The organism is Candidatus Syntrophocurvum alkaliphilum (assembly GCF_009734445.1).
GTDB lineage: Bacteria > Bacillota > Syntrophomonadia > Syntrophomonadales > Syntrophomonadaceae > Syntrophocurvum > Syntrophocurvum alkaliphilum.
On sequence record NZ_CP046457.1, the window covers coordinates 176,558 to 191,404 of the forward strand.

At 32.0% G+C, this 14,847-nt stretch carries 13 protein-coding genes; 8 read left to right on the forward strand and 5 right to left on the reverse strand.

What is annotated here, in order from left to right:
* Window positions 1–140: 140 nt before the first annotated feature.
* Together SYNTR_RS11765 and SYNTR_RS11675 are read left to right on the forward strand one after the other, a co-directional pair.
* On the forward strand, window positions 141–713 hold the full coding sequence (locus SYNTR_RS11765) for an MMPL family transporter (protein WP_338140460.1): 573 nt from the start codon (window positions 141–143) through the stop codon (window positions 711–713).
* Complete coding sequence (locus SYNTR_RS11675; protein ID WP_279285960.1) at window positions 664–999, forward strand: MMPL family transporter; 336 nt, start codon at window positions 664–666, stop codon at window positions 997–999. Before SYNTR_RS11765 ends, SYNTR_RS11675 begins: the two co-directional genes overlap by 50 nt.
* A gap of 132 nt (window positions 1,000–1,131) precedes the next feature.
* Here SYNTR_RS11675 and SYNTR_RS00865 read toward each other — a convergent pair whose 3' ends face one another.
* From SYNTR_RS00865 to murC, 4 genes are all read right to left on the reverse strand, one after another.
* Window positions 1,132–1,527: a hypothetical protein gene (locus tag SYNTR_RS00865; RefSeq protein WP_156202732.1), complete on the reverse strand. Its 396-nt coding sequence runs from the start codon at window positions 1,525–1,527 to the stop codon at window positions 1,132–1,134.
* A gap of 32 nt (window positions 1,528–1,559) precedes the next feature.
* Window positions 1,560–1,883, reverse strand: coding sequence for a hypothetical protein (locus SYNTR_RS00870; protein WP_156202733.1), 324 nt, complete (start codon window positions 1,881–1,883; stop codon window positions 1,560–1,562).
* A gap of 614 nt (window positions 1,884–2,497) precedes the next feature.
* Window positions 2,498–3,667, reverse strand: coding sequence for a radical SAM protein (locus SYNTR_RS00875; RefSeq protein ID WP_197079140.1), 1,170 nt, complete (start codon window positions 3,665–3,667; stop codon window positions 2,498–2,500).
* An 82-nt stretch (window positions 3,668–3,749) separates the two neighbouring features.
* Window positions 3,750–5,075 (reverse strand): UDP-N-acetylmuramate--L-alanine ligase, encoded by a 1,326-nt coding sequence (gene murC, locus SYNTR_RS00880; protein WP_478210245.1) that lies wholly within the window; start codon window positions 5,073–5,075, stop codon window positions 3,750–3,752.
* A 363-nt stretch (window positions 5,076–5,438) separates the two neighbouring features.
* Between murC and SYNTR_RS00885 the strand changes: the two genes are divergently transcribed.
* The 4 genes from SYNTR_RS00885 to SYNTR_RS00900 are packed head-to-tail and all read left to right on the forward strand — an operon-like array spanning window position 5,439 to window position 9,977.
* On the forward strand, window positions 5,439–6,146 hold the full coding sequence (locus tag SYNTR_RS00885; protein ID WP_156202736.1) for an ABC transporter ATP-binding protein: 708 nt from the start codon (window positions 5,439–5,441) through the stop codon (window positions 6,144–6,146).
* Window positions 6,146–8,524, forward strand: coding sequence for an ABC transporter permease (locus SYNTR_RS00890; RefSeq protein WP_156202737.1), 2,379 nt, complete (start codon window positions 6,146–6,148; stop codon window positions 8,522–8,524). Before SYNTR_RS00885 ends, SYNTR_RS00890 begins: the two co-directional genes overlap by 1 nt.
* A gap of 23 nt (window positions 8,525–8,547) precedes the next feature.
* Window positions 8,548–9,708: an efflux RND transporter periplasmic adaptor subunit gene (locus SYNTR_RS00895; protein WP_156202738.1), complete on the forward strand. Its 1,161-nt coding sequence runs from the start codon at window positions 8,548–8,550 to the stop codon at window positions 9,706–9,708.
* 29 nt (window positions 9,709–9,737) lie between these two features.
* Window positions 9,738–9,977 (forward strand): hypothetical protein, encoded by a 240-nt coding sequence (locus tag SYNTR_RS00900; protein ID WP_156202739.1) that lies wholly within the window; start codon window positions 9,738–9,740, stop codon window positions 9,975–9,977.
* 8 nt (window positions 9,978–9,985) lie between these two features.
* Here the strand turns inward: SYNTR_RS00900 and SYNTR_RS00905 are convergent, their stop codons facing one another.
* On the reverse strand, window positions 9,986–12,709 hold the full coding sequence (locus SYNTR_RS00905; RefSeq protein ID WP_156202740.1) for a winged helix-turn-helix domain-containing protein: 2,724 nt from the start codon (window positions 12,707–12,709) through the stop codon (window positions 9,986–9,988).
* 455 nt (window positions 12,710–13,164) lie between these two features.
* Between SYNTR_RS00905 and SYNTR_RS00910 the strand changes: the two genes are divergently transcribed.
* Together SYNTR_RS00910 and arcC are read left to right on the forward strand one after the other, a co-directional pair.
* Entirely contained in the window at window positions 13,165–13,521 is a 357-nt protein-coding gene (locus SYNTR_RS00910; RefSeq protein ID WP_197079141.1) for a serine hydrolase domain-containing protein, read from the forward strand.
* Window positions 13,522–13,746: 225 nt separating this feature from the next.
* A complete protein-coding gene (gene arcC, locus SYNTR_RS00915; RefSeq protein WP_243140207.1) occupies window positions 13,747–14,688 on the forward strand; it encodes a carbamate kinase in 942 nt (313 codons plus the stop codon).
* The last annotated feature ends 159 nt before the right edge of the window (window positions 14,689–14,847 follow it).

Below are 14,847 nucleotides of genomic sequence, written 5' to 3' on the forward strand. Positions count from 1 at the left end.
ATCAAAACATTAAAAAATTAATTGAAGGTCAGGAAAAATTAATTCAAGAATACCAAGAACTAATAATAGGTTTAAAAAATATGAAAAATGCATTAAATGAAATAAAAACGGGGTTAGATGAAATTAATTTAGGTCTAAATATGTTACAAGATTATATATTAGAAATTTCTAACCAAAAAGAGAATGTATTAGCCGGCTTTTTTGTTCCTGAACAAATATATAAAGAGGATTTCCCTAGTGCTTGGAATGATTATGGGACTCCTAATAAAAAAGTAACTATGTTTCATATTATAAGTGATACTAATCCCTATGAAGAAAGATCTATGGAAATAGTAGATGAAATTGAACAGGTAGCTACATTTACTCTAAAAAACACACCATATGAAAACAGTCAAATTGCAGTAGATGGACTACCAAGCAATAATAGAGATTTGAAAAATTTATCAAGTGAAGATTTTTTAAAAACCTCAATTTTTATGCTTATTGGAATTTTTATTGTACTATCTGTATTATTCAAGTCCTTTATAATGCCGATTTACGCTTTAATTTCATTAGGTGTAACTTATATAGCATCTCAAGCAGTTGTTGAATTTTATTTTTATAAACATCCTTGGTTATCCAGGTATAATGTGGTCGGTACCTTTCTTTGCTTTTGTTATGTTAATGTCACTAGGGGTAGATTACTCAATATTTTTAATGTCAAGATTCAATGAAGAAATAACTAAGCAAGATAAAATAACTAATGAGAATGTTAAAAAAGCAATGTTAATTTCCATGAAAAGAGTAGGTAAACCTGTTTTTTCAGCTGCTACAATTTTATCAGCTAGTTTTGCTGCAATGATGCTATCAGGAATACTATCTTTATTACAAATAGGTGCATGGATTATAATTGGCCTAACATTATATACAATAATATTGTTACCTGTTTTTATCCCTGCAGTTGCAACTTTACTTGGAGAAAATAATTGGTGGCCATTTAATCTAATAAGCAAAAAATAATTAAACCACATAACACTAAGAAGAAACTATAATTCCAACAAAACATGCAAGAATTTTTGGTTTGGAACGCACTTTCTACATTTATGTTATATCTACAAAGAACATATTATAAAGAAAAAAGCGTCTTTATTTTTACCTGTCTTCATCAGTAATTACTACAGAGATATCTGATACAAAAGGATTAGTGCGGATTGCTAGTGAAAACATATAATCAAAATTCTGATTCAAATGTTCAAGATAATTTAACCATACAAAAAGAACAGATATGTAAGCTCTTTTTATATCATTTTCCAAATGTTTTATATCACTTTCAGGTAATTGTTCTAAATTTACTCGATAACCAAGCTCTTCAACCAAATGGTATAACGAGCGAAGCATAAGCGAAAAACTATCATGTTCAAACAAATTAGGGTTTTCTAAAAATCTCTGTAAATGCGGTCTATTAGCATGTAAAAAATCTTTTAAATCCTTTAAGTTTTCTACATTAATATCTACTGGAATGTTGCTGCCTTTTATTTCTCTTCTCACTTTTGTAAAATCACTGCTCTGCCAAGATTTGTTTAAACGAAGTTTTTTTCTAGTTCTTCAGAATTTAAATCAAATTTAGTAAAATGACGTAATAAATCTGTACCTATATCACTAAAAAAAACACCAATTAAAGTGTTTAGTTTTAGAGTCTTTTCCTTATTAGCTATATAAGTCAATAGACGTTCTAAAACAATAGTAAATAGCAAAACACTAATTGATAGGAATCCTAGCTCTACTAGGATAAAACTATAAATAAATTCTAAATCTTTAAAGATTATATAATTTAAAGAAAAGAAAAAAATAGATAACAGAATTAAAAATACTGATAGCCAAAATAGCCAACCTAATTTTTGCATAAAAACCTCCTAAACATAAGCTCACTGTATTTCCTTATTTTAATATTTAACAAAGCGGTTGCCAATTTTTATTTTACATGGTCAAATTCTGTCTATATAACAATTAGCAAATTATCAAGCCAATATTCGATACTAGAAACAGAACTTTTCTAATGTTACATAGCAATAAGCCTATATATTTATTGATATATAGATATAGATGCAGCTTTTTCAGTTAGGAGAAAAGAATAAGTAGATAATTACAAGGTTGAAATTACATACACTAGAGGCGTTTTTTCTGCGATATAGAGTAATTAGAGATACATTAATTGTATAGAAGAAGTTAAAGGGGGGTTAATATGGCTTGAGGTTTAGAAAAAAGTATAGGGTTAGGTAAAGGCGCACGGATTTAAAAAAGGTTTAGGTATTAGTGGTGGTGTTTAAGGCTTTAGAGTAGATAGTTCCTTAAGCTTTACTTGGACGTCTTCTACACTACGACATCCATTAGCAAATTCTTTTAAATTCATGTCTTTAGATTCCATCATAAATGACCAACTCTTTTTTGTTAATTGATGTCATTTACACGGAATCTAAAACATTCTCGAAAAAGTAGGTTTATTCAAAATAAACACTTCTTAAGTATAATGCTTATCGAAAGCCTTTAAAAATGCTTGCTGTAAATCCTTCCTATGGCCTAAGCTACTGCAGGCACCACATTGTGTTTGAATATTATGAACCAACTCCGGATTCTCTGAATATATCATTCGTAAAGCTTCGCCTATAGCTATATTTTTAATTCCCGTATGCCTCGATAGTACTAATAATGAGTGATAAACATTTCTTGTTAAGCTAAAATTCCCATCGTTACTTGGGTTATTAATTCCGTCTATAATAGATACTAGAGATTCTTCATAAACATCACCTACTGGATAAGCATGATTCCCGCATGTATATACTATTCCATCATAATCTATAAATAAATCACCATGATGTTTTCCATCATCATATGCTTTCTCTCTTGGAATAAAATGTGGACATTGAATATCAAATAATTTTTCACCTTTTTTATTCTCTAAAATATTATCATCAAAGTTTTCTGCATCTCCTAGACTAGCTACATTTAAACGTCTTAAGAAGACTTGTCCCTTTTCATTTTTATAAATACTAGCATTAACAGATAATTCTTCTTTCAATTTTAATCCTACTTTACGCATTACATCTTCAACAATTTTATTTGTTGGTTTAGTTAACAAACCACTTGAAGTTGCTGTTACTCTTAGTTGGTGACCAATTGCATCTAAATTATGTTTTTTACCATACCCCTCATCTAGAAAAGCAATTATTGCTCTAGATACAGCTTCTGTAGGAACAACATTATATACATCAGAATAAACACTTTCTAGTGTTGTATGACTACTATCTATACTAAAATACACCCTTATAATACCTGAATCTTTTAATGATTTAACTATCTGACTAGTATCTAAGTCAAACAAACCAGCTTTATTAAGTAGCATCTGATTTTGTTTTTTATAATTGCCATAAGCTCCAATAAGGCCACCATTGGTTATAACTGTTGGAAGTAAACCTTTTTTAGACGAATACTCAGATAAATGTAATAAGTTTTTATACTCCATGAGAGGCTCACCGCCAGTCCAATAAACACCAACCATCCCTATATCAGAAGCTTCATCAATTAATTGTCTTATCTTATTTACTGAAAGGCGCCTATTTGTTTCATCATTCCTAGTTCTTGTCGTTTTATTAAGGCAAATTGGACAATCATTATTGCATTCAGGTGTCAACGATATTTTAAGTTGTGCTGTAGGTCTAAATAGTTCATGTAAAATACTATCACCTCTATAAAATACTTTGAAATTAACTACTTTAATTAGTCTTATTATTTAAGAACATTTCTCCAACGTTGTAGATATCCCCAGCGCCCATTGTAATTATTACATCACCTGGAGATACATTATGTTGTAGATACTTAACTATTGAAGCAAAGTCGGATATGTATGTTGACTTATTGCCCACTAAATTAATCTTATTAGATAATGTACTTGAATGAATATCGCCTGGGTCCTGTTCTCGAGCTGCGTAAATATCAGATACTATAGTTATATCAGCATCACTAAATGATTCTGAAAAATCATCTAAAAAAGCTTTCGTTCTCGAATAAGTATGGGGCTGAAATACACACCAAATTGTTGAATCACAAAAATTTCTAGCAGCATTTAATGTTACCTTAATTTCAGATGGATGATGAGCGTAATCGTCAATAACTTTAATATCATTTATAACTCCTTTTATCTCCAACCGTCTATTAGCTCCTGAAAACTTTAATAACCCTTGCTTAATATATTCAACATCACAACCAAGCACATCTGCTGCAGAAATGGCAGCTAAACTATTGCTCACATTGTGTAATCCAGGTACATTCAAATTAATATTAGTAATCATTGTATTGTTTTTAACAAGATTGAAGCTAGCACAACCCTTGTCATTAAACTTTATATTTGAAGCAGTCCAATCTGCATTTTTAGACTTTATTCCATAAGTAATTACATTGCAAGGTAATTCTTTTAAAATTGAGGCTGTATTATAGTCATCAATACATGCTATAAGATAGCCATTTTTTGATATTTGTAAGGCAAACTTAATAAAAGTATTTTTTATTTCTTCTATATTTTGAAAAAAGTCAGGATGCTCGTTCTCAATATTTAGAATTAAACCTATATATGGATCTAGTTTTACAAAACCCTCATTATATTCACAGGCTTCAGTCACAAAATACTTATTACCACCCATCTTGGTAGTGCCATCAATTAAATTTAGTTCGCCTCCTATATGTATAGTAGGATCAAATGAAGCTTCCAATAATATAGTTGCTATCATTGAAGTTGTTGTAGTTTTACCATGTGTACCAGAAACAGCAATATTCAAATCATAATTTTTTGATAACTCTCCTAGTAAAACACTACGCTCAATAGTAGGGATTTTTAACTGTTTTGCCTTTAATAACTCAGGATTATTTTCTTTAACTGCAGCTGTATAAACAACCAAATCAGCTTCTTTAACATTATCTTCACTATGTGATATATAGACCTTTATACCTTTTTTTTCAAGCTTTTCAGTAATATCAGATTTTTTAATATCAGAACCTGATACTGTATAGTTTGAATCTAACATTATTTGAGCTAAACCACTCATGCTAATGCCACCTATTCCTATAAAATGCAGGTGTTTTATCTGTGATGTTTCAAAAATACTTATTTCTTCCAATTTGACCTCCGTATATTTGTTTTTACAAAATATTTTCTTAATGCTTATAGTTTCATTATATTTTAATAAAGTATTCTTATCAAAATTCATATAATATGTTGATTTAACATACTTGGATGAAGATAGGTAAAGTAGACATATTTAATTCCATTTGACAACCATAAACCAAACAACAATCTTAAAAATTTCAAAAGGTTTGTTTGGCCTAACCTTACTTTTGTCAGGTCAAACAAACCTTTTTTTATTTTATTGTTTATTTAAAGAAGTTAACAAGAGAAAGGAGTGTGAAATATGGCAAATGAGTTATTGAGGGTAAAAAACATTAAGAAGAAATATAAGATGGGTGAAGTAGAGGTTTATGCTCTAAGAGGGGTTGATTTTACACTATATGATGGTGAACTTGTTGTTGTTTTAGGTCATAGTGGTTCGGGAAAAAGTACTTTAGTAAATATAATTGGTGGAATGGATAAACCAAGTGCAGGTGAGGTTTACTTTGGTGATTTAAAGCTTCATAAAGCTAGTGATGATCAACTTATTCAGTATCGACGTAATGAGGTTGGCTTTATTTTTCAATTTTATAATTTAATGCCTAACTTAACAGCTGAGGAAAATGTGAATTTATCAGTTCAAATTTGCAAAGATCCGCTTGATATAAAAGAGTTGCTAGAAAAAGTTGGGCTAAGCGAACGTGGAGACCATTTTCCTTCACAGCTTTCAGGGGGAGAACAACAAAGAGTAGCTATAGCAAGAGCATTAGCTAAAAATCCCACACTGCTGTTATGTGATGAGCCTACAGGTGCTTTAGATTTGCCTACTGGAAAGCAGATTTTAAAGATACTACGTGACTTTTGTAATATTTATAATAAAACAGTTGTTATTATTACTCACAATGCCGATATTAGTCAGATGGCAGATCGGGTGGTGTACTTAAAGGATGGATTGATTGAATGGGTGAAAGTGAATGAAGAACCCATTGATCCGGAGAAGGTGAGCTGGTAATGTTTTGGAAAAAAATGTTTCGCGATATTTTAAGCAATAAAGGTTCATATATAGCGTATTTAGTGCTTATTGTTATTGGTCTTATTACTTTTATGGCATGTTCTATTGCTACTGAAAATTTAAAAATTGCAAAAAACGAATTATATGAAGAACAGAATTTTGCAGATGGTTTTATAGAATTATCATCTATGCCTAAAAGTAATTTAGAAAGACTTTCACGGATAGAAGGAATTGAAAATGTAAGTGGTAGGGTAGTAAAGGAGATCAGACTTAATGAGGATAGTGATAGAAATATATATCTTAGATTAGTTTCTTTAAACCTAGATGCTACCTATAGGCTTAATGATGCTAGGCTACAAAAGGGTGAGAACATTGTAAACAGACAACCATATGTTTGGTTAGATACTGCTTTTGTGAAGGCTCATGAGTTAAAAATAGGTGATAAGTTAAATATTATAACAGGTGGCAGAAACCAAGAAATTATTTTTAATGGTATATCACTAAGCCCAGAGTTTGTCTACATGATAAGAACAGAAACTGATTTACTACCTAATCCGGAACAGTTTGGAGCAGCACATATACCACTAGAAACAATGTGGAGTATGTTTCCTGATACTCAGGGTAGAGTTAATGATGTGGTATTTACTCTAGAACCGGGTGCTGATTTTGATACAGTAAAAGATAAATTGGAATTAGAACTCGAGGCCTATGGGGTAACAAATATTTATCCACGCGCAGATCATACTAGTCACTTTATGCTAATAGAAGAAATAGAAGTTATAGAGTCACTAGCTACATTTTTCCCGCTGGTTATATTTTCAATAGCTGGATTCATCATCTTTATTTTATTAAAGCGTTTAGTTGAACAACAACGTGTACAAATAGGGATTATGAAGGCTTTTGGTTATACAAATCGTGAGATTTTTACTCATTACCTTTCATACGCTTTAGTTTTAGGTTTTGTCGGAGGCCTCATTGGTGGTTTGTTAGGAATGTGGCTTGCTAATCCATTAACTACATTACTATATGACTTTTTCTACTTGCCAGAAATCTATGAAGGGTTTTCTTTATCATATTTATTTATCGGTATTCTTTTTTGTTTGATAGTATTGGGTTTTGCAGGGTATATTGGTTGTAAAAATGCACTTGAGCTAGAGCCTGCGGAGGCAATGAGACCACCTGCACCAGTATCAGGTAAAAAGAACTTTTTAGAAAAACTAAACTTTTTCTCTGAAATGCTTACTATTCAGGGCAAAATGGCAATTAGAAACTTAGGTAGAAGTCGTAGTAGGAGTGCTCTTATTTTTATCGGTATTATGGTTAGTACAGCACTAGTAGCTTTTACTTGGTCATTAGCATTTGATGCAATGCCTAGATTTTTATTCTATCAGTATGAAGAGGTAGAGGTTTATGATGCTAAAGTAAGTTTGGTTAATCCACTAGAAAGAAAAACAGTGCAGCAAGAACTAGAACTATACAATGGGATTACCCTAGTAGAACCGTTAGCTGAGGTGCCAGTTACATTATCTAATAAATGGTTTGAAGAAGATATCCTTTTACTAGGAAATACTAGTGATAGTCAGTTATACAATATTAGGGATTCTGATAAAAATCGAATATATCTAAAAGAGAATGATTTTATTATTTCCGAACGCTTAGCTAGTAATTTGGGATTAAAGGTAGGGAGCACCGTTAAACTTGAAAGTCCATTTATGAGAGATGTTGATGAGTCCGTAAAAATAAGTGTAACTAAGATAATACCTCAATATATAGGCATGAATGCATATATGGAATTATCTGAATTAGAGCAATTAATGGGCCAAGGAAGTTTTGCTACATCATTTATGATTAAGGTTGATGACAGTGAAAAGCAAGTAATATCTAGTCTGCGTAATAGTTATAGGGAAAGTGATTTTATTGCTGGTATAGATACTAGAAGTGAATTAATTCAAAGTTCACATGATACTTGGGAAGCTGCTGGAGGAATTATTTATTTATATGTAATGCTTGGAATGATATTTAGTTTTGCTATTGTTTATATTTCTAACTATATTATTCTTTCAGAACGTAATAGAGAATTAGCCTCAATGAAGGTTTTAGGAATGACCAACAAAGAGGTATTATCAGTTATATCTTTTGAACAGTGGTTTTTAAGTTTCTTTGCAATGCTTGCAGGAGCACCATTAGCTAAATTGCTTCAGGCAGGGTTTGCTACAGAATTTAGTACTGATATGTATGCTATGCCTACAGATATATCTATACAAGCGATTGCAATGGGGATATTGCTAACTGTGTTTTCTATATGGTTTGCACAGCGATTTGCTTTAAAGAAGATAAAAGAGTTGGATTTGGTTGAAGTTTTAAAATCTAGAGAATAACAGACGAAAGGGGAGGTTTAATTATGAAAACTAAGTGGAAAGTTGTTTTGGGGATAATAGTAGGGGTGGTGTTTGTAGCTATTATTGTAGCTCAGGTGACACAGGGGATAAATGTAGATGTTCAAAAAATTGAAAGTGGCGATATAGATGTAAGTTTTAATGAAACTGGAGAATTAGTATCAGAAGATAAAAGAAATATCTACTCAATGTATAGTGCCACCATAAATAATATTATGGTGGCAGAAGGCTCAAAAGTAAGTAAAGGTGAGCTTTTAGCAACATTAGAGGATACAGAGCTAAATTATAAGTTGAATGAATTAGAATCTAATCTTAGATCTATTAGTAATAAAAAAGAATTAAACACTAGGATATTAGAAAATAACTTAGATGTTGCTGAAAAGAATTATGAAAGGATGAAAGCTCTATATGAGAAAGGGGCTATTCCTACTGTAGAAATAGAGGAAGCAGAAGAGGCTTTAAAATTAGCCGAATTTGATTTGAAGCAGAATACAGTGTCTTTAGCCAATGAAAAAGAAGCTATTATAGCAAGAAAAAACATGCTTTTACACCAAAAGAATTCTCATAATATTTATGCTCCTATAGATGGAGTCATAGCAAGTGTAGATGTAAAAGAAGGTGAGATTAGTAATCCACAAACTGCAATTATGAAGCTATTGCCTATTGATGGTCATAGTGAATTGCTAGTGGAAAGTACAGTTCTTACCCAGGATGTAAATGATTTATATAATGGTTTATCAGTAAATCTAACTTTTGAACGTAGGAATGAGGATTTAGTTTTTGCTGGTAAAGTAATTGGAATATCTCCATATGCCAAAGAGAGCTACTCTCCACTTGGACTTGAAGAAGAAAGAGTGAAAATAACAATATTACCAGACATTCCAGAGGGAGCAAACTTAGCACCTGGATATAAGCTAGATGTAGAGTTTATTACCAAGGAAGAATCTGATGTATTAGCAGTTCCTAAAAATGCTTTATTCACGTACGAAGGAGAAGATGCCTTGTTTATAGTGGATAATAACCGAGCTAAGGTGCAAGAAGTTATTACTGGTATCGAGAGTAGAAGAGATGTGGTAATTAAGGAAGGATTAAGTAAAAATGATTTAGTAATAACAAATCCCCAAGTAGATGGTCTTAGTGATGGTAGCAGAGTTTCTTATGAATAATTGGGGATAACTGAAATGGAGGTTTGATTATGGATATCAATGAAGATAAAGAACAATATGCTTGGAAAGTATGTTTGCAAATAAAAGGGCATATTGACTCCTGGATGTTTGATTATTATGAGGGGTTAGATATAAAATATAAAGACGAGGGTAATACCCTCATCGAAGGAAATTTATCAGATATTTCCGCTTTATATGGAATGATATTATACTTAAGGGATACTGGTTTGGAGCTATTATTCTTTAAAGCGGAAAAAGTAGTGGTATAAACTATTATTTATTCAGATGATATTAAGTTTAATTCTCGAGCTCGGGCTACTGCCTGAGTTCTGTTTTTTACTCCTAATTTTCCATAGATATTGCTAGTATGCCACTTAACTGTCCCTAGCGAAAGGTGTAATTTATTAGATATATCCTGATTAGAAAGTCCTGAGTTTAAAAGATTTAACACCTCTAATTCTCTCGAACTTAATTCTTCTATTAGCAAATTTTTATGCTTTGATTTTATATTATCTGAATCATTGCTGTTAGTATTACTTTGATTTTCGCGTTTTAAGTGGTTTAATATTTTTTGAGCATATATTAGCAATTCATAGTCATTATCTATCTTATCAACAACTCTATCTAAAACAGGTATTAGCAAAGCTCCTTCATCTATGAAAGTTTGAAAATAACCACATTCTATTCCTATTTGTAAAGCATTTTCTAGATAAGATTCTGCTTTTATTGTTTTTTTTAATAATTCTTCTAAACATGCTTTTAATAATATCGTTTCAAGTAATAATCCTTTTCTATTTCCAAAAGAAGCATGTTCTTTAATTTGGTTTAAAATTTCATTAGCATTATCATAATTTTTTTCTTTTATTAAAATTCGCGATAATACTAAGTGTCCACATTCTTGTCCACCATAATTTACAGTGCTTTGCAAGATATTATTATCATATATATTTTCTTTTGCTTTATCTATTTTATCCATATCAATTAAAATTCTGGATTTCCATGTAAAAGCAGTAGAAGTTATAAACACTGGTAAATTTACCTCTTGATTGATAATTTCAATATGGTCAATAACCTCTAAAGCCTTTTGATATTCTTTATTTGAATAATAAAATTTGCATAAATGCATATAACTCCAGCCGAATGTAATTTTTTCTGCTTCAGCTAAGGAAATTGCCCAGTCTATATAATCCTTTGCATCATTTAATTGACCTTTTTCACGCAAAAGTTCCCCATATAAAGTCCACGCATAAGCTACTTTAGGTATTTTTGAAAGACCACTATCTTTAGCTAGTCGTAATAGTTTTTCAGTTAGTTGTTCAGATTCCTTTAAATTTCCTTGAGTCCATAAATTAACTATAACCTTTACTCCATTAGATAAAGTAACATAGCTATTATTAAAACTTTGGCCATCTTCATAAGCTTTTTTATAGTATGGGTATGCATTTTTAGGATTGCCAGAAAACTGCTTGGAATCACCTAAAAAGATAGTTGCGCCAAGTCGCCAATAAGTATCAGACTCAGATAGTAACTGTAGTGCTTTTTCTGCATTTTCAAGAGCAGCAGGTATATTGTTAGAATAAGAGAAGTAATATGCTTTTACTACAGCTACAATTCCTAGAAAATATTCTTGTTGAATAGGGTCTTCATAGCTTTTAGTTTCAACTAATTCTATACAAGCTCGTGCTTCATCAAGACCTTCTTTTACTAAAAAAATAAATGCTTTATATAATAATAATCGTGGATAATCTTGTATTGATTCTACTGACAACTCTTCAATCCAGCTTATGCTTTGAATCCAATTTTCGGTCTGGGATAACTTAGATATTAACTGGTCAAATATTTCCATAGCTTTATGGGGACTTTTTCCTTTAAATAAATATCTAATTGCTTCACCGGCTGCCTCATTTTCTAAAAACCATTGACCAGCCCTCTCATGCAACTCTGCTACCTTTTCTGGTTCTTTTTTTCTTAATTGATTAAAAAGTACTTCACCAAAAAGAGGGTGGTATCTATACCACTGTCCATTATTATCTAGTGCAATAATGAAAAGATTGTCTTTTTCTAATTTTTTAATTATATCTAAACTATTAGTCTTACTTGTAACTGCATCACATAGTGAACTACAGAATCTGTTTAGAATAGAAGTTTGCAACAAAAACTCTTGCACGTCTTGGGGTTGTTTAACAAAGACCTCTTCTATTAAAAAAAATAATGCATGACGTTGGCTACCGGCAAAGTTTTCAATAAACTCACTGCTACTTTGTTGACTTGATAGTGAAAGAGCAACTAACTGCAATCCGGTTACCCAACCATCAATTTTATAATAAAGAGTATTTAATTCTTCATTACTTAACTGATGCATCACTAATTTTTCTAGTAAAATATCTGACTCATTTTTTGTTAACATTAGTTCTTTTTGCCTTATTTCGACCAATCTTTTTTTAGCTCTCCACTGTGGTAGTGGCATAGGAGGGTCAGAACGTGTTGTTATTACTACATGCAGTGTAGGGGGGAGGTTTTCGATAAAGTAAATTAAGCTTTTTTGTATTTTAACATCGGTGATTTCATGATAATCATCTAGTACTAAGTAAATGGGTGATGTTATGTCAAATAAATCATTTAAAAGAGGATTTAATAACCCTTCAATGTCTAGTGAATCAACAAGTGTTGAAGATGAACGTAACATCTCTATGATACCTTTTCCTAAATCACTATTAACTGCTTGTAAGGCTGAAATTAGGTGTAACCAAAAGCGTTCTAAATTATCGTCATTTTCATCTATCGAATACCATGCAACTTGCTCTGCGCGGTTACAAAGCCACTCTTGTACCAGAGTGGTTTTCCCATAGCCAGCGGGTGCGGATATAAGCGTCAACGGCCTAGAAAATCCTTGGGCTATGATTAAATGGTTATCTAATTGCTTAGTAATTCTTGGACGAGAAATCAATGTTGGACTTAAGGGTGGCATACTTATTTTTATTTTTAAAATATTATTACTCACCTATATTTCTCCCTTGTTTTTAAAAGCTAATTTTTCATCCCAAGGTTTGTACTGTTTTATATAACAGAATATAATTTAAAATCACACAATTTACAATACTTATAAAGTTTATAGAAAAAATAAATGATTAAATAAAAGATTGATTCTGCTGAAAAAGTAACTACAAAAAACTTAATGCTGAGCTAACTTGTTTATCTAAGTCCTTAAGTAGCAAGGCGTGGTAATGATCACGGCTAAGTATAAATAAATTTCACTTTAGATAACAAGTGATAAGCTAAAATGGTGATAAAGACTGATAAATATGTTTACTCAGCCGATTCCATAGTCTAAGTTTAGCTTTTTGCAGTTAAACCAAGATTTAATTCTATGTTTATATTAGTATATAATGGAGTTAATATTTAGATAATTAAGCACTTATTATATTTTTATTATTAAACTTAAAGGAGTTTGTTTTATTGAATAGATATAAGGAAAGCTTAAAATGGAAGTTATTAACAGGGTTAACATTATTTTGTTGTATTGTAATGATATTAACAATTAATCCTGTTGCTGCTTCACAAACAGCAGCTGTTGATGATGTGGAAGGGCTAAAAGAATTTTTGAATAGTGCAATTACAACTCAGTTAGAAGAGAATAATATTGCTGGAGCAGCTCTGTCTATAGTCAAAGATGGCGAGGTTATTTTATCTGAAGGGTATGGTTTTGCAGACCTTGAAAAACGTACTTCTGTAGACCCTAAAACAACTCTTTTTAGGCCAGGCTCTGTATCTAAACTATTTACTTGGACTGCTGTAATGCAACTGGTTGAATGATAGAACAGGGGACGGTTCTTCGTTCTATGTTTTTGATTTTAAAAAACTTGTTCCTTAACGATGATTAATATAAAATATAGAAGAATTATTACACTTTTTTTGGTACCATATCACTCTGTTTATAGCTAATAAAGATTAGCAAACTATGATTAGGACCTATTTATATTTCAGGTTAGAAGGTGTCCCTTGGATTATTTATATTATTAGATAAGGGAGATAAGGAAAATGGATAATAAAATAGCTGTAGTCGCCTTTGGTGGAAATGCGCTTCATCCGGAGGATCAAGTAGGAACAATTGAAGAGCAAGAGACTAATGCCTCAGAAGCAAGTAAAGCTATTATTGAAATCGCGCGAAATGGTTACGAATTAGTGCTTGTACATGGCAATGGTCCTCAGGTAGGAAATATGCTTATTCAAGTAGAAAGAGCTGTTGATGAAGTACCACCCTTACCTTTATATACTTGTGTTGCTTCCACTCAAGGTTCGATTGGTTTTATGCTAACCAATTCTATGCGAAAGGAATGTGAGAAGCTAGGGTTAAACAAGGAGATTGTCACATTGATGACGACGGTAGTAGTAGACGAAGACGACCCAGCATTTCAGACGCCAACCAAGCCTATTGGACCTTTTTTTAATGAAGAATATGCTCAGCGGATGACGCAAGAAAAGAACTGGCAAGTAGTTGAAGACAGCGGTCGCGGTTATCGGCGAGTAGTACCTTCCCCAGTACCCTCCGATATCTTAGAGAAGAAAGTTATTCAGCAAATGGTTAAGAATCATAATATAGTCATTGCCTGTGGTGGTGGGGGTATCCCGGTTATGTTTAAAGATAATGAAATAAAAGGAGTAGAGGCAGTTATTGATAAGGATTATGCCTCTAGCTTGTTAGCTAATGAAATAGGAGCAGATCTTTACATAATCCTGACTGGAGTTCCGCAGGTTGCGATTAATTTTGGCCAACCCAACATGCAGCACCTAGATACTATTACCGTTAGTGAGGCCAAAAAGCACATGGCCGAAGGGCAGTTCCCGCCCGGTAGTATGGGGCCGAAAATAGAAGCTGCCATAAGATACATTGAAGCAGGGGGTAAAGAGGTACTGGTAACTTCGGCTAGTGAACTGGATAAAGCTTTGAAGCGAGAAAGTGGAACCTATATTGTTCGCTAAGTAATCTTTTAGAATTAATTAGCCATTGTCTTTCATATGCTCATAGGGCACAATACTATTGAGTTAAACTAAATCTTCAGAGTCTAGAACAAAGAACCGTCCCCTGTTATACAAAGAACCGTCCCCTGTTATATGAAGGGTGAATGGATGGTGGTATAA